The organism is Roseburia rectibacter (assembly GCF_014287515.2).
Lineage (GTDB): Bacteria > Bacillota > Clostridia > Lachnospirales > Lachnospiraceae > Roseburia > Roseburia rectibacter.
The window spans coordinates 1,955,456-1,971,813 of record NZ_CP092473.1; the positions used below are offsets into that span (position 1 = coordinate 1,955,456).

A 16,358-nucleotide genomic window follows, 5' to 3' on the forward strand; every position below is an offset into this window, starting at 1 on the left:
AGAAGAGTCCGGAGGTGATATGTTATGTCGATAAGACCAGTTGATTTGAGTGGAATGATACAACGAACGCAGGACATTGGCAACATTAAGCATGCGGAGGACAGCAGACCGATCGTAGATCAGTATAACATTGAGGTAAGGCAGGAAAAACAGGAATCTGATTTGTCCCACAAAGTACAGGACCCGGAACAGAAGGATAATCAGGAATTTCGATATGATGCCCGGGAAAAAGGAAATAACAGTTATAACGGTAGTGGGAAAAAGAAAAAAAAGCATGGTCAGTCAGAAGAGGATGAAGGAAGTGTTCATGTTAAGGAACGCAGGACCAGCTTTGATGTCAAAATATAACGAAAGGCGTAATAGTTGATATGACGGGAATAGTATTTTTTTTGCTTCTGACGGGGGTTGTTTTTATGGTTGGAAGTTTTTTTATCACGGAACGCTTATCTCCATCCGAATTAAATAAGATTGCAGAGTTAAGTAAGGACGAATTGGGCAGAATCATTGACGGTGCTCTGTCAGATGCCAGCAGTAAAGTAGAGGAGGCAATTCAGACACAGATCGATGCTTCTTCGGAACAAGTGGAGCGTGCACTGGAAAAAGAAACAAATGAAAAGATCATGGCCATCAGTGAATATTCAGATACAGTCATGGAAAACATGAATAAAACCCATAATGAGATCATGTTTCTTTATAATATGCTGAATGACAAACATGCAGAGCTGACAGGTCTTGCTACTGATCTGCAGAAGATCGCAGCAAATGTCAAGAGTATACAGGATGGGTTGGCAAAGAAAAAAGCACCGGAGCCAGTTCCTGTGGCGAAGCCTGAGTCCGTAGAAGAAAAAGTGGAAACAAAAGAACAGAAAATCCCAGTCGTAAAAAAGAAAGAAAATCCTGATACAGAGGAAAACCACACGGGTAAGATTCTTGAAATGCGCAAAAAGGGAATGCAGAGTGTTGAGATTGCAAAAGCACTAGGAGTAGGACTCGGAGAGGTTAATCTTGTACTTGGACTTTATAAAGGGGATACAGATTCGTGAAGCTAAAATATTATTTAAGAGGACTTGGTATAGGTATCATTGTCACAACAATTATTCTTGTAAGCTGCTTTTCAATGCAGAAACCTAAAATGACAGATGCACAGATCATTGAAAAGGCATCCCAGCTTGGTATGATCATGCCGGAACAGGACAGTGTAGTCGCTGCAGAGACAGAAACCACAGAACCGGAAGAAACACAGCAGAAAAATGAACAGCAGGTGGCAGCAGAAGAAGCACAGCAGCAGACAGAAGTGCCAAAAGAGCAGGCAACAGAAGAAACACAGCAGGATGCGCCGTCAGAAGATACAGAGAATGCAGAAAGTGAAGAACCAGCACAGCAGGAACCGTTTACGCTTGTTGTAAACCGTGGAGATGTATGCAGAACAATGTGTGAGAATCTTGCTGCCAATGGTGTGATCGATGATTCGGAAGGGTTACGCAAATATTTGAGTGAAGTTGGTTATGCTTCCTTTATCAGTGCTGGAACCTACCAGATTCCGTATCACGCATCTTATGAAGAAATTACAAATATTTTAAAAGCCGGACCGATGGAACAGCAGCAATAAAATAGAATAAAATAAAAAATACGCTCCAATCAGAAAAAAGTACTTGATTCTGGTTGGGGCGTATGTTATAATTTGCAAGGTTATGACGGAATAAAAAAGAATATTCCAAACAAACACATGTGTGGACTGACAGGCTGGTGCCAGATGGTCGTCTGAAAGAATGAAACACATGGAAGCAACTTATAAAAAGCCTGACGCACAGCTTTTTATAACAACAAAAACCAGGAGGTAGAAACATGAGCGTTATTTCAATGAAACAGTTATTAGAGGCAGGTGTTCACTTTGGACATCAGACAAGAAGATGGAACCCTAAAATGGCTCCATACATCTACACAGAGAGAAACGGAATCTATATCATTGATTTACAGAAATCCGTTGGTAAAGTAGATGAGGCTTACAAAGCAGTATCTGATATCGCAGCAGCAGGTGGCACAATTCTTTTCGTAGGAACAAAGAAGCAGGCTCAGGATGCAATCAAGACTGAGGCAGAGCGTTGCGGAATGTTCTATGTAAATGAGAGATGGTTAGGTGGTATGCTGACCAACTTCAGAACTATCCAGAGCCGTATTGCAAGATTAAAAGAGATCGAGACAATGGCAACAGATGGTACTTTCGAAGTATTACCAAAGAAAGAAGTTATCGCACTGAAAAAAGAGTGGGAGAAATTAGAGAAAAACCTTGGTGGTATCAAGGAAATGAAAAAGATCCCGGATGCAATCTTCGTTGTAGATCCTAAGAAAGAAAGAATCTGTATCCAGGAAGCTCATACATTAGGAATCAAATTAATTGGTATCGCTGATACAAACTGTGATCCGGAAGAGTTAGATTATGTAATTCCGGGTAATGATGATGCTATCAGAGCCGTTAAATTAATCGTATCTAAGATGGCAGATGCTGTTATCGAGGCTAATCAGGGTGCAGAGATGACTGCAGAAGAGGCAGAGTCTGCAGCAGCTGACGAAGCAGTAGAGGAAGCATAAGAACAAATTAATTTTGGAGGATTGAAAAATGGCTATTACAGCAGCTATGGTAAAAGAACTGCGTGAGATGACTGGCGCAGGTATGATGGATTGTAAAAAAGCATTAAACGAGACTAACGGAAATATGGACGAGGCTGTTGAGTTCTTAAGAAAGAACGGACAGGCTAAGGCTGAGAAGAAAGCAAGCAGAATCGCAGCAGAGGGTCTTTGCACCGTTGTTGTAAAAGATGATACAACAGCAGCAGTTGTTGAAGTTAACTCTGAGACTGATTTCGTTGCTAAGAATGAGACATTCCAGAATTTCGTAAAAGCAGTAGCAACTCAGGCTGTAAACTCTGATGCAAAAGATATGGATGCATTTATGGCAGAGGCATGGAACGAGGATGCTTCTAAGACTGTTAACGATGCATTAGTAGAGAAAGTAGCTGTAATCGGAGAGAACTTAAAGATCCGTAGATTTGAGAAAGTTGTTGCAGAGCATGGCTGCGTAGTTTCTTATGTACATGGCGGCGGAAGAATCGGTGTTATCGTAGACGCTGATACTGATGTTGTTAATGATGCTGTAAAAGAGGCTATGGTTAACATTGCAATGCAGATCGCAGCTTTAAATCCAAAATACGTTTCCAGAGACGAAGTAAGTGCTGATTATATCGCACATGAGAAAGAAATTCTTTTGGCTCAGATCATGAACGATCCGAAAGAGTCCCAGAAACCGGAGAAAGTTATCAACGGTATGATCGAAGGACGTATCAGCAAAGAGTTAAAAGAAGTATGCTTAGTAGATCAGGTATACGTAAAAGCTGAGGATGGAAAACAGACCGTTGCTAAATACCTTGAAGAGGTTTCTAAAGCAGCTGGATGTACTGTAAAAGTTAAGAGATTTGTTCGTTTTGAGACTGGTGAAGGTCTTGAGAAGAAACAGGAAGATTTTGCAGCAGAAGTTGCAGCTCAGATGAATGCTTAATTTGATATTGTGCTAAGTTCCTGAACATATTGATAACCCTTATGAATGATGCAGACATCATTTATAAGGGTTATTTTTGACTCTAAATATTGATCTTCCGCTGGAAAGTTCCTGGTGTCATTCCATATTTCTTTTTAAATTCCCGATGAAAATAGGATAAATTATTAAATCCACAGGAGAGTGAGACCTCAAGAGAGGATTCCGCACCCTGTTCGAATAGCTCTGCCGCTTTTTCCAGTCGGATATTCCGTACATACTCCATGGCAGATTCTCCCATATATTTTTTGAAAAAACGCATGAAATGGTATTCGCTGAAACAGCAGATGGATGCGAGATCGGCGATTGATAAGGGCTCAGCATAATGCTGTTCAATGAATTCTAACACGGCTTTCAGTTTGCTGGTGTGTTCATTGGAAAGCTGGGAAAATGCAGAATCTTCCTGACAGAAAGGAAGCAGCAGAGCGATCAGTTCTAAAAGGAGAGACTTGATCTTCAGTTCATAACCAATGGATTTACTATGATAAAGCTGACTAAGCCTTTGAAAAATCGACAGGGCGTCTCCATAGATGGGATGTTCTTTTTTTATGATATAAGGAGGAATTAATTTTTGCATTGCAAGCGGCGCGAGATATTTGACTGCACAGATATCCGCGTTTCCCATGCCAAGATAATTCATATGAAAAACATATGTTTCGGAAGTCATTACCGGATCTGTGTCAGCGTGGATAGAATGAAGGACTAAAGGTGGTACAAATATAAGATCTCCCACATCTGCAGAATAGGGACAAAGCTGTATCTGATAGGTACAGCCTCCGTTTGTAATCATTGTAAACTCAGCCTCATCGTGCCAGTGCGCAGTGACTGCCGGACAGGTGGCAGACAGGTTTGTGACATAGCATTGCAGAGGAAAGAGCTGTTCACCGTGTTTTGCTTTTTCTTTTTGGTCTAAAGATAAACTGATTGCCATAAAAACTCCATTCTGCCGGTGCAGATTTTGGTCTGTATATGCGAATCTGCTGCCAGCTTTTTTACTACCTGAAAATACACAATATATCCAAGCATGAGTTGCCCTGTGTAGGGTGGTTTCGGGGGTTTTCGATTGGCAAATTGCATCAAGCCGGGACTGTTTTGTTTCCGTTGTCCGAAAATAAGACAATCTAAGGCTGCCTGGTTCAGGTTGTGGCGGAGTGACGTGTGCGTCTTAAATGTGCCATCCGGGCACATTAAGACTTGTGCTGCCGTCCGTGGCAGCACAACACTGTATTGCGGACAGGCAGTCTAAGATTGACTAATTTTCTCCCAAAGTCACAAAACAGGTCCCGGCTTAATGCGATTTGCCAGCCACTAAGTTGTGAACCACCCTTCGCCGGAGAACTCATTTTACAACCTTGGGGGTGCGTAAATTTTTAGTGTTTTGTGTCTGAATCTGATTAAAAAATATTTCTAAATAACTATATTCAATAATTTATTATTTGTTTGATAACGCTGGCAAAAAACTCAATATATTCCACTATGCTCATGTTTATTGCCATACACATTTGAAGAATATTTTGTGTTATTGGTCTGACAATTTACGAAACAATTCATGTAGTACAATGTAGCAGATGGAAATTCTGGAAAGTCATTAGGCTGAATATCAATGATACAACACCTTAGGATTTTAAGCATATTTCCATTCGTGCGAATATCAAAAATCCGCACTTACGCCCCCCGATTTTGAGATGAACCGCCCACCCAAATGGTGTTCACAACCTGAAGACTGGCATCTTGCGCAAAGCCGGAGCTGATTTTGTGACTTTGGGAGAAAATTAGAAAATCTTAGTGTGTCTGCAGATACACAGTGATGTTCTGCCACGGATGGCAGAACAAGGCTTCACGAGCCACGGATGGCTCGTTGAACGCCGGTCACGTCACTCCGAAAAAATCTAACTCAGACACACTTAGACTTTTCTTATTTTCGTACAACGGAACAAAAATTACTCCGGCTTTGCGCAAGATGCCACTCACAAACCTGCGACACACCATTGGGACGGGCGATTTATTTCATAAACAAACCAACATTTGTTGGGTAGCTATGATAGCAGTATTGTACAATATTATCCAACCATAATGCAAGAAAAACGAATAAAAATCAAATATAATATTTACATCAGCTGAAAAAGAAAACAGAATTATGCAAAAAATATAAAAAGAATATTGAAATAAAATGTGTCAGGAGGAAAAAAATGAAAAGAAAATGGTGGCATGACAAGGTAGCATATCAGATCTATCCAAAGAGTTTTCTGGATACAAACGGAGACGGAATTGGTGATCTGAGAGGAATTATCTCAAAACTGGATTATTTAAAAGAACTTGGCATTGATATCATCTGGCTTTCTCCGATTTATAAATCACCGTTTATTGACCAGGGATATGATATATCTGATTACTATAAGATTGCAGAAGAATTTGGAACTATGGAAGAATTTGACGAGCTGCTTGCCGAAGCAAAAAAGCGTGACATGTACATTGTTATGGATCTGGTGGTAAACCATTGTTCGAGTGAACATGAATATTTTAAGGCGGCTTTAGCTGATCCGGACGGACCTTATGCAGATTATTTTTATTTTGTAAAGGGAAAAGATGGAAAAGAACCAAGCAATTATCGTTCTTATTTTGGTGGAAAGGCATGGGAGCCGGTGCCGGGATCGGATAAATACTATCTGCATATGTTTGCTAAGGAACAGCCGGACTGGAACTGGGAAAACAAAGAAGTACGGGATAAGATATATAAGATGATCAACTGGTGGTTAGATAAGGGACTTGGTGGATTCCGTATTGATGCGATCATTAATATCAAGAAAGATACAAGTTTTCCTTCCTATGAACCGGATGGGGATGATGGTCTGGTGTCATGTGTGAAGATGGTAGAAGAGACAGACGGCGTCGGAGAATTTTTAGAGGAGATGAAACATGAGACTTTCGAGAAATACGACGCTTTTACAGTTGGTGAAGTATTTAATATGAAAGAGGACGAATTAAGGGAGTTTGTCGGGGATGATGGTCATTTCTCAAGCATGTTTGATTTCTCTGCACATGAACTGACCTATGGTGAGCATGGATGGTATGACAGCAAAAAGATAGATTTTAAACGCTGGCGAGAAATTTTGTTTGCTTCCCAGAAAGAGATGGAGGGCATTGGGTTTAAGGCAAACATCATTGAAAATCATGATGAACCGAGAGGTGCAAGCCGTTACCTTCCGGATTATGCGCAGAATGAAATGGGCAAAAAAATGCTTGCCACAACTTCAATCCTGCTTCGGGGAATCCCGTTTATTTATCAGGGACAGGAAATCGGTATGACAAACTGTCATAGAAACGATATTTCAGAATATGATGATATCAGTACAAAAGATCAGTATCAGGTTGCAATCGAGGCAGGATGTACGAAAGAAGAAGCATTGGCATGCTGCTATGAAAACAGCAGGGACAATGCGCGTACACCAATGCAGTGGAGTGCAGATGAAAAAGGAGGCTTTAGTGTACATGTGCCTTGGCTTGCAATGAATCCAAATTATAAAGAAATCAATGTCCGTGAGCAGGAAGGACGGGAGGACTCAGTACTTTCCTATTATAAAAAGCTGATCGCACTGCGCAAATCACCGGAATTTAAAGAAACTTTTGTTTATGGAAGAGTAGTACCAGTTTATGAAGATACGGATACAATATTTGGATTTATGCGTATTGGAGAAGAAAACGGACAGAAAATACTTGTAATCGCAAATTACGGAAAAGATGCGGCAGAGTTGATGCTGCCGGGAGAGGTAAAAGAAATTTTGCTGTCAAATACAGGTAGAAAAACTCTGCCGGGTGAGAAGATTATGCTGGAGAGTCTTGAGACAGCAGTACTTTTTCTGTAAGCAGGCATATAATAAACAGCATCTTTCTGGAACAAATATAATGACATTTGGCAGATGCAGGCATTACATAGAATTGACAAAAACTTCATAAAAAAAATACAGGAAGCGTTAAGAATCCGATATCCCGGTTGACGGTAAAAAATACGTCTGATATGTTAAAAGAGTGTGTAAAAAGCGGCAATGACGTGTTTGCAGGAAAAACGGAAAATGCCGTAATAACTAAAAAAAGAGGGATAAAATGGGAGCAAAAGAATTTGCATCATTATTAGGAGGACTGGCGCTTTTTCTGTATGGAATGAACATGATGAGCCAGGGGATGGAGGCTGCTGCCGGAAATAAGATGAAACAGATCTTAGAGCGGCTGACAACGAACCGGTATTTAGGTGTTTTAGTAGGAGCAGTGATCACTGCGATCATACAGTCATCCTCCGCAACAACAGTTATGGTCGTAGGTTTTGTTAATTCCGGCATGATGACATTGCGGCAGGCAGTCGGAGTGATCATGGGTGCTAATATCGGTACGACCATTACAGGACAGCTGATCGCACTTGATGCCGGGGCGATCGCACCGTTTATTGCGTTTTTAGGTGTTGTGCTGGTTGTTTTTCTGAAACAGCCAAAAGTAAAAAACATAGGAGGTATTTTAGCAGGGCTTGGTGTTCTTTTTATTGGAATGGAAATGATGAGCACAGCAATGATGCCGCTTCGGGATTCCAAAGCGTTCATTGATATGATGACAAAATTTTCCAATCCTCTGCTTGGAATTTTAGCAGGTGCAGTTTTTACAGCATTGATCCAGTCCTCATCAGCGTCGGTTGGAATCCTTCAGGCTCTTGCGGCAAGTGGGGCGATTTCTTTTTCTGGAGCAGTGTATGTGCTGTTTGGACAAAATATCGGTACCTGTATTACAGCAGTGTTAGCGTCGATTGGAACAGGCCGGAATGCTAAGCGGACGACGATCATCCATCTTTCATTTAATATCATAGGAACAGCAGTCTTTACGATACTCTGTATGCTGACGCCACTGACTTCCTGGGTAGGAGGACTTACACCTGCAAATCCGGCAGCGCAGATCGCAAATATGCATACGCTGTTTAATATTGTAACAACAATATTATTGCTTCCGGCGGGAAATCTTCTGGCAAAACTGGCAGAAAAGATTCTGCCGGATGTGGACGAGCCGGAGGAGGGAATGTATTTAAAGTATTTAAAAAATACAAAACCGGTGACGGAAGGGAAAATCGGCGTATCAGCAATCAATTTCGAACTGACACACAAAGAGATAGCGAGAATGCTTGAGATCGCAAAGAAAAATGTTTCTGACAGTTTTACGGCATTTTTAAACTGTGATGATGGATTTATTCCGAAAGTGGAAGAAAAAGAGGAGTACGTGGATTTTTTAAACCGAGAGATTTCAAAGTACATATCCAAAAACATGGCACATGAGACAAATACGCAGGGAAGCAGGATATTAAGTGCCTATTTCAAAGTGACCAGCAACATAGAAAGAATCAGTGATCATGCAATGAATATTTGCGGATATTCTGAGTGGCTGAAGGAAAAAGATGTCAGATTTTCAAAAGAAGTAAAGGAAGAAATTTTGCAGATGCAGCAGACCTGCGAGGAACTTTTGACGCTGCTTTTAAATGAAAATATGGAGGCACTCGACGAATTAAGTCGTGTCTCAGCACTCGAACAAAAGATGGATGACATGACAGAGGATTATAGAAATCGTATGATGCACCGGATACAGGAAGGAACGGCATCGGGTGAAGGGAGTGTTCTCTATACAGAGATGCTCACTGATTTTGAGAGAATCGGAGATCATGCATTAAATATTGCACAAGAGATGACAGAAGTAAGGTTGGCAGAATAACAGAAGTTGGAGGAATATTATGTCATTTTTAAAAGATGTATTGCGGGGAATCGCAATCGGTGTTGCAAATATCATTCCGGGTGTCAGTGGAGGAACTATGATGGTTTCCATGGGAATATACGGGGATGTGATCTCTGCTGTGACGGAAATGCCTAAACATTTTTGGAGGAGTGTCAGGTTTTTACTGCCATATGCAGTTGGGATGCTGTGTGGGATCGGTGGATTGTCGTTTGTGATCGGATATTTTTTTCTGGAATTTCCGTTTGAGACAGCAATGTTATTTATTGGTCTGATCTTTGGCGGAGTACCACTTTTATTGCCAAAAGTAATGGGAAAACGTGCTTCGGTTTCGGAGATATTGCTGTTTTTACTGTTCTTTGGACTGGTCGTATGGATGCAGTTTTGGAAACAGGGAACAGATGTTTCTTTAGAACCCGGTATACAGAGCAGTATGTCCTTATTTCTGGTCGGAACAGTAGCTGCAGCGACCATGGTCATTCCAGGTGTCAGTGGATCAATGCTTTTGATGTCTCTTGGGTACTATACGCCGGTCATAAACAGGATCAGTGAATTCCTGGCTGCATTGCCGGGATTAAGGTGGGAAGTGCTGTTTTCGTGTGCGGCAGTTCTCATTCCGTTTGGCATTGGTGTAGTGCTGGGAATATTTCTTGTTTCAAAACTCGTGGAATATCTCCTGAAAAAACAGGAGAGAAGAACTTATTTTGCGATTATGGGACTGGTCATTTCATCACCGATCGCAGTTCTTTCGGGAATGAATATTGTTTCCATTGGGATTGGACAGCTTTTGCTGGGAATATTACTTTTTATTGGCGGTTTTTTTATTGCAAATATGCTTGGAAAATAAAATAGTAGAAGATAAATAAAAATAATCAGACAATAACAAAAAAAGTGCGGAAAAATTAATCAATTTTTTTGCGCTTTTTTATTTGAAAAATAAAAAAATGTGTTACAATAGATAGGTACTAACGATTACCTTGGGGGTATTGTATGCAGGATAAAGATTCAGAAATGCTGAATCACCAGCGGAAACGCAGAAAAAGGATTGCGAAGATCCGAAACGGTATTATCTTGATCGTAGCAGGATGGATTGTTCTTTCCATGATTCTGATCGTGGCATTATTTTTTAAGATGGTGTCACTGGAACATAAGATAGACCGGCTGGTGACAAGCAGCAGCGAACAGAATACAGATCAGGTCAATGCAGGCGCTGCCGCAAAGCTGAGTGGCGGTGTGATAGCAGAGGAAACAGAAGATACGGAAATTATGCAGACGGAGATGACCTGGGATAAAGTAACACCTCCGGCTACAGGAATATCCGATGAAGATAATATGGCATCGGACGGAGATTTACATAAGGTATACTTAACATTTGATAATGTACCGTCTGAACATACGTCTGAGATTTTAGATGTATTAGAAGAATATGGTGTGAAAGCTACTTTCTTTGTGAATGGAAGCCAGGATGAAGAAATGATTCCTGTTTATAAAAGGATTGTAGATGAGGGGCATACTCTTGGCATGAATTCTTATTCAAATCAGTATAGTGTGATCTATCAGTCAGAGGAAGCGTTTGAGCAGGATTATATGACACTGAAGAATTTCTTAAAGCAGACCACAGGAGTGGACAGCTTTTATTATCGTTTTCCGGGAGGAAGCAATAATCTCATCAGTAATGTGCCGATGGATTATTTTATCCATTATCTTAATACGCAGGGAATTGTCTATTACGACTGGAATGTATCGGCTGGAGATGGCGCTTCAACTGTGTATACATCTGAGGAAATAGTTGAAAATGTGACAGATGATGTAGTAAAATATAAAACGTCGGTGGTTTTGCTGCATGACGGGAAAGATAAGTCAGCAACGGTAGAAGCTTTAGGACCTTTGATTGAGGCTTTAGAGGGAATGGGCGCACAAATATTACCGATTGATGAAGATACACAGGTTATTCAGTATGTGAAAGCAGACACAGTGGAATAACTGAGAATAAATGGAGGAATGAACATGGGATTTTTCAAGGATTTTAAAGATGACTTCTCACAGGCAGTCAATGAACTGATGCCTGCAGATGACAACCTGGAAACCAGCACGAACGAAGATGACGTTGAGGTTAATACGTTAGAAGGCGAAGTGGATGTTGAGACAGAACTTTCCAAGCTGGATGGTCTGTTAGAACAGGTGACAAAGCAGGAAGCTGAGAAAGCAGCCGTAGCAAGAAGTGCCGCAGAAATGGCAGCACAGCATGCAAGTGTACAGCCGGAAAAAACAGCAGCACCTGTAACAGAAAAAAATGAAACAGTTTCAAATATTACAAAAGCAACCCAGGAGGAAAGAAAAATGGCTGACAATACAACAGCACCTGCAACTAATAACCAGAGCGCACCGGTATCTGATGAGGTATCTGTAATCACAGAGGGAACAATCATCAAAGGTGACATTGTATCAAACGGTTCTTTAGATGTAAGAGGACAGGTAGAAGGAAATGTAGGATGTAACGGCAAATTAGTTGTAACTGGTGTCGTAAATGGAAACAGCAGTGCGTCTGAGTTTTTTGCAGATGCAGCAAAGATCGAGGGAGAGGTTGTCAGCACAGGAACCGTTAAAATCGGTCTTGGTTCTGTTATCATCGGTAATGTAACTTCCACTTCCGCAGTGATCGCAGGAGCTATCAAAGGTGATATCGATGTACAGGGACCGGTTGTTGTAGACACATCCGCAGTTGTTATGGGTAACATCAAATCCCGTTCTGTACAGATCAACAACGGCGCAGTAATCGAGGGATTCTGTTCACAGTGCTACTCTGACGTGGATGTACAGAGCCTGTTCAATGGTAATGCTCAGAAAGGAAACGAGTAATCGAATATGAAGAGAGTATTCTTAAAATTAAGCGGTGAAGCTTTAGCTGGTGAAAAACATACCGGATTTGACGAGCCGACTGTTACAGAAGTGGCGCGACAGGTAAAACAGATTACAGATCAGGGCATTCAGGTCGGCATCGTGATCGGCGGAGGTAATTTCTGGAGAGGAAGAACCAGTGAAACCATTGATCGTACAAAGGCGGATCAGATAGGAATGCTTGCGACAGTTATGAACTGTATCTATGTTTCTGAAATTTTCCGTTCCGTTGGAATGAAAACACAGATCCTGACACCATTTGAGTGTGGAAGCATGACAAAACTGTTTTCAAAAGACCGTGCAAATAAGTATTTTGAAAAAGGAATGGTCGTATTTTTTGCAGGAGGAACCGGACATCCGTATTTTTCAACGGACACAGGCATTGTGCTCCGTGCGATCGAGATGGAGGCAGAGGGAATCTACCTTGCAAAAGCAATTGATGGTGTTTATGACAGCGATCCAAAGATCAATCCTTCCGCTGTAAAATACAGCGAGGTATCTATACAGGAGGTTATTGACCGCAAACTTGCAGTGGTTGACCTTACTGCATCGATCATGTGTATGGAAAATAAAATGCCGATGTTTGTTTTTGGACTGAACGAGGAAAACAGCATTGTAAAGGCAATGACAGGCGATTTTAATGGTACGAAAGTAACCGTATAATTCATGACAGCAGAATGTTTACAGAATATACATTCTATTGCAATAAAAACCGCGAAAGGTATGGAAAAATATATGGATGAAAGATTAGTTCAGTTTGATGAAAAAATGCAGAAAACAATGAATAACCTGTCTGAGGAGTTTGGAAGCATCCGTGCCGGACGTGCTAATCCGCATGTCCTTGACAAGTTAAGAGTTGACTATTACGGAACACCGACAGCAATCCAGCAGGTGGCAAACGTTAATGTCCCGGAACCGAGAATGATTCAGATCCAGCCGTGGGAAGCATCCATGGTAAAAGAGATCGAGAAGGCAATCTTAACATCGGATCTTGGAATCAACCCGACCAATGATGGAAAAGTGATTCGTCTTCTTTTCCCGGAACTCACAGAGGAAAGACGTAAAGAACTGGCAAAGGATGTTAAGAAAAAAGGTGAGAGTGCAAAAGTTGCAATTCGTAATATCCGTCGTGATGCCAATGATTCTTTCAAGAAGTTAAGTAAGTCTGCAGATGTGTCCGAGGACGAAGTGAAAGAGTTAGAGGACGGCGCACAGAAAATGACTGATAAATATATCACTGAGATCGATAAGGCTGTTGAGGCAAAAACAAAAGAGATCCTGACAGTTTAAGGATTTTTGTGTAGAATATAGAGGTGAGGACATGACAAAAGCGTGTCCTCATTTTCGCTTTATGAAATGAAAATGATTTTTCATGAAAAGTAGGCAGGAACGGAGGATCAAAATGAAAATTCCACAGCATGTAGCAATTATCCTTGACGGAAACGGAAGATGGGCGAAAAGTAAGGGAATGCCAAGAAATTATGGACATACAGTCGGAGCAAAAAATGTGGAAACAGTCTGCAAAGCAGCACATGATATGGGAATCAGATATCTGACCCTGTATGCTTTCTCAACAGAAAACTGGAACAGACCTGAGGGAGAAGTGGCAGCGCTCATGAAGCTTCTCGAAAGTTATCTGAAGAACTGTATCAAAACAGCAGACAAAAATAATATGCGTGTGCGTGTGATCGGAGATACCACACGTTTAAGTGACCGGTTCCAGGCACAGATTACAGAACTGGAAGCAGCTTCTGCGAATAATGATGGCCTGAATTTACAGATTGCTATTAATTATGGAAGCAGGGATGAAATGATCCGTGCAATGAAAAAACTTTATCAGGATATGGAGAATGGAACAAGGCAGATATCAGAATTAAATGAGGATGTGTTTGCGTCATATCTGGATACAGCAGGGATTCCGGACCCGGATCTTCTGATCCGGACAAGTGGAGAACAGCGCCTTTCAAATTATCTGTTGTGGCAGCTTGCGTACAGCGAATTTTATTTCACGGATGTACCATGGCCGGATTTTGGAAAAGAGGAATTAGAAAAAGCTGTAGAAGCGTATAATAAGAGAGACAGAAGATTTGGTGGATTGACAGAGAAATCCAAATAAACTGAAAGAGGAAAGGGCAGGTTTTCGTATATGTTTAAAACAAGACTGTTGAGCGGCATTGTGTTAGTTGCAGCCGCATTGGTGCTTATTATCACAGGGGGAGATGTATTACTCTTTTCGACATTACTCATTTCGTATATCGGGATGTTCGAATTGTACAGGATTTTTCATGTGGAAAAAGAATTACCGGGAATCGTGGGCTATCTTGCAGCAACTGTATTTTACTGTAATTTAAAATGGGATTTTCTGCCGGATATTATGGTAGTTGTTTTAGGTTTTCTGATGGCACTTATGTTTGTTTATGTCTTTACCTATCCGAAATATAAGACAGAGCAGATGCTGGCTGTATTTTTTGGAGTGTTTTATGTTGCTGTGATGCTTTCTTATGTATACCAGACAAGGATGCTTAACGCAGGCGCTTATATTGTCTGGCTGATCTTTTTGTGTTCGTGGGGATGCGATACCTGTGCGTACTGTGTAGGCATGCTGATCGGAAAACATAAGATGTCTCCAAAATTAAGTCCGAAAAAGTCTGTTGAGGGAGCAATTGGCGGAGTAGTTGGAGCTGCACTTTTAACTGTCATTTATGGCATGATCTTTAAAAATGCGATGGGTGTTACCATGCAGCATGTGTGGATCATGGCGGCGATCAGTGCGGTTGGAGCGCTGATTTCCATGGTGGGTGATCTGACTGCCTCTGCAATCAAAAGAAACTATGAGATCAAGGATTACGGAAAGCTGATCCCGGGTCATGGCGGTATCTTAGACCGCTTTGACAGTGTGATCTTTACTGCACCGATGATTTATTTCCTTGCAGCAAATTTTATTGTATTGTAAACAGAGGATACGGATATGAAAAAAATAGCAATCTTAGGTTCGACGGGGTCGATAGGTACGCAGACACTTGATATCGTAAGAGAACAGAGGGATATTGAGGTTGTTGCGTTTGCAGCAGGAAGCAATATTACATTGTTAGAGCAGCAGGTTAGGGAGTTTTCTCCAAAACTGGTATGTGTGTTCAAGGAAGAAGCTGCAGAAGCACTGAAGATTAAAATAGCAGACACAGATACGAAAGTGGTTTCAGGGATGGAGGGACTGATCGATGTGGCAGTTCATCCGGAGAGTGAGATTTTAGTTACTGCGATCGTTGGCATGATGGGAATCCGGCCGACAGTTGCTGCAATTAAGGCAGGTAAAAAAATTGCCCTTGCAAATAAAGAAACACTGGTAACGGCAGGGCATATTATTATTCCATTAGCAAAAGAATATCATGTGCCCATCCTTCCGGTGGACAGCGAACACAGTGCAATTTTCCAGTCGCTGCAGGGAAATGCGGGCAATCGTATTGAAAAGATACTGCTGACAGCATCCGGTGGACCATTCCGTGGAAAAAGTACGGCTGATCTTGCAGGGATGAAAGTGGAAGATGCCCTAAAGCATCCGAACTGGTCAATGGGAAGAAAGATAACAATAGATTCATCCACACTTGTCAATAAAGGACTTGAAGTTATGGAGGCAAAGTGGCTTTTTGGGGTGGAATTAGATCAGATTGAAGTGGTCGTTCATCCACAGAGTGTGATCCATTCTGCTGTGCAGTATGAGGACGGGGCAGTGATCGCACAGCTTGGAACACCGGATATGCGTCTGCCGATCCAGTATGCACTTTATTATCCAGAGCGCAGAAAAATGTCAGGTAAAAGACTTGATCTTTTTGAACTGGGAAGCCTGACGTTTGAGAGACCGGATACAAAGACATTTAAAGGTCTGGCATTAGCTTACGATGCAATGAGAAAGGGCGGCAGCCAGCCAACGGTATTTAATGCAGCAAATGAGCGGGCGGTGGCAATGTTTTTAGATCGGAAGATCAGTTATCCGCAGATTACGGAAATCATTGAGGACTGCATGGAATATGTGGCTTATAAAAATGATCCGAGTCTGGATGAGGTATTAGAAACAGAACAGGCAGTATATGAGTATATTGAACAGAAATGGGTATAA

16 protein-coding genes are annotated in these 16,358 nt (G+C 41.4%); 15 read left to right on the top strand and 1 reads right to left on the bottom strand.

Annotated features, from left to right (window positions below):
* Nucleotides 1-24 precede the first annotated feature (24 nt).
* The 5 genes from H8S51_RS09315 (at nucleotide 25) to tsf (ending at nucleotide 3,553) form a co-directional block, all read left to right on the top strand.
* On the top strand, nucleotides 25-348 hold the full coding sequence (locus tag H8S51_RS09315) for a hypothetical protein (protein ID WP_117921817.1): 324 nt from the start codon (nucleotides 25-27) through the stop codon (nucleotides 346-348).
* A 65-nt stretch (nucleotides 349-413) separates the two neighbouring features.
* The gene (locus H8S51_RS09320; protein WP_241070990.1) at nucleotides 414-1,043 is read left to right on the top strand and encodes a DUF6115 domain-containing protein; all 630 of its coding nucleotides are present in this window, start codon (nucleotides 414-416) and stop codon (nucleotides 1,041-1,043) included.
* Nucleotides 1,040-1,609 (top strand): MltG/YceG/YrrL family protein, encoded by a 570-nt coding sequence (locus H8S51_RS09325; protein WP_186898843.1) that lies wholly within the window; start codon nucleotides 1,040-1,042, stop codon nucleotides 1,607-1,609. The genes H8S51_RS09320 and H8S51_RS09325 overlap by 4 nt, the downstream gene beginning before the upstream one ends.
* 236 nt (nucleotides 1,610-1,845) lie before the next feature.
* Nucleotides 1,846-2,589 (top strand): 30S ribosomal protein S2, encoded by a 744-nt coding sequence (rpsB, locus tag H8S51_RS09330; RefSeq protein ID WP_022112309.1) that lies wholly within the window; start codon nucleotides 1,846-1,848, stop codon nucleotides 2,587-2,589.
* A 28-nt stretch (nucleotides 2,590-2,617) separates the two neighbouring features.
* Nucleotides 2,618-3,553, top strand: a complete 936-nt coding sequence (gene tsf / locus H8S51_RS09335) for a translation elongation factor Ts (RefSeq protein ID WP_117921823.1) — start codon at nucleotides 2,618-2,620, stop codon at nucleotides 3,551-3,553.
* 82 nt (nucleotides 3,554-3,635) lie between these two features.
* Here the strand turns inward: tsf and H8S51_RS09340 are convergent, their stop codons facing one another.
* Nucleotides 3,636-4,520, bottom strand: coding sequence for an AraC family transcriptional regulator (locus H8S51_RS09340; RefSeq protein ID WP_118208923.1), 885 nt, complete (start codon nucleotides 4,518-4,520; stop codon nucleotides 3,636-3,638).
* Between the two features lie 1,258 nt (nucleotides 4,521-5,778).
* Here H8S51_RS09340 and H8S51_RS09345 point away from each other — a divergent pair.
* The 10 genes from H8S51_RS09345 (at nucleotide 5,779) to H8S51_RS09390 (ending at nucleotide 16,358) form a co-directional block, all read left to right on the top strand.
* A complete protein-coding gene (locus tag H8S51_RS09345) occupies nucleotides 5,779-7,452 on the top strand; it encodes an alpha-glucosidase (RefSeq protein WP_118208922.1) in 1,674 nt (557 codons plus the stop codon).
* 238 nt (nucleotides 7,453-7,690) lie between these two features.
* Nucleotides 7,691-9,328 carry a Na/Pi cotransporter family protein gene (locus H8S51_RS09350; protein ID WP_186898842.1) on the top strand — a complete coding sequence of 546 codons (1,638 nt, stop codon included), beginning with the start codon at nucleotides 7,691-7,693 and terminating at the stop codon, nucleotides 9,326-9,328.
* Nucleotides 9,329-9,347: 19 nt separating this feature from the next.
* Nucleotides 9,348-10,193: a DUF368 domain-containing protein gene (locus H8S51_RS09355; protein WP_186898841.1), complete on the top strand. Its 846-nt coding sequence runs from the start codon at nucleotides 9,348-9,350 to the stop codon at nucleotides 10,191-10,193.
* A 143-nt stretch (nucleotides 10,194-10,336) separates the two neighbouring features.
* Nucleotides 10,337-11,329: a polysaccharide deacetylase family protein gene (locus H8S51_RS09360; protein ID WP_186898840.1), complete on the top strand. Its 993-nt coding sequence runs from the start codon at nucleotides 10,337-10,339 to the stop codon at nucleotides 11,327-11,329.
* Between the two features lie 24 nt (nucleotides 11,330-11,353).
* Entirely contained in the window at nucleotides 11,354-12,205 is an 852-nt protein-coding gene (locus H8S51_RS09365; protein ID WP_186898839.1) for a polymer-forming cytoskeletal protein, read from the top strand.
* 6 nt (nucleotides 12,206-12,211) lie between these two features.
* The gene (pyrH, locus tag H8S51_RS09370; protein WP_006858906.1) at nucleotides 12,212-12,907 is read left to right on the top strand and encodes a UMP kinase; all 696 of its coding nucleotides are present in this window, start codon (nucleotides 12,212-12,214) and stop codon (nucleotides 12,905-12,907) included.
* A gap of 72 nt (nucleotides 12,908-12,979) precedes the next feature.
* Nucleotides 12,980-13,534, top strand: coding sequence for a ribosome recycling factor (gene frr, locus H8S51_RS09375; protein ID WP_117920962.1), 555 nt, complete (start codon nucleotides 12,980-12,982; stop codon nucleotides 13,532-13,534).
* Nucleotides 13,535-13,646: 112 nt separating this feature from the next.
* Nucleotides 13,647-14,360, top strand: a complete 714-nt coding sequence (locus H8S51_RS09380) for an isoprenyl transferase (RefSeq protein ID WP_241070991.1) — start codon at nucleotides 13,647-13,649, stop codon at nucleotides 14,358-14,360.
* A gap of 30 nt (nucleotides 14,361-14,390) precedes the next feature.
* Nucleotides 14,391-15,197 carry a phosphatidate cytidylyltransferase gene (locus H8S51_RS09385; RefSeq protein WP_118208918.1) on the top strand — a complete coding sequence of 269 codons (807 nt, stop codon included), beginning with the start codon at nucleotides 14,391-14,393 and terminating at the stop codon, nucleotides 15,195-15,197.
* A 15-nt stretch (nucleotides 15,198-15,212) separates the two neighbouring features.
* Nucleotides 15,213-16,358 (top strand): 1-deoxy-D-xylulose-5-phosphate reductoisomerase, encoded by a 1,146-nt coding sequence (locus tag H8S51_RS09390; RefSeq protein WP_186898837.1) that lies wholly within the window; start codon nucleotides 15,213-15,215, stop codon nucleotides 16,356-16,358.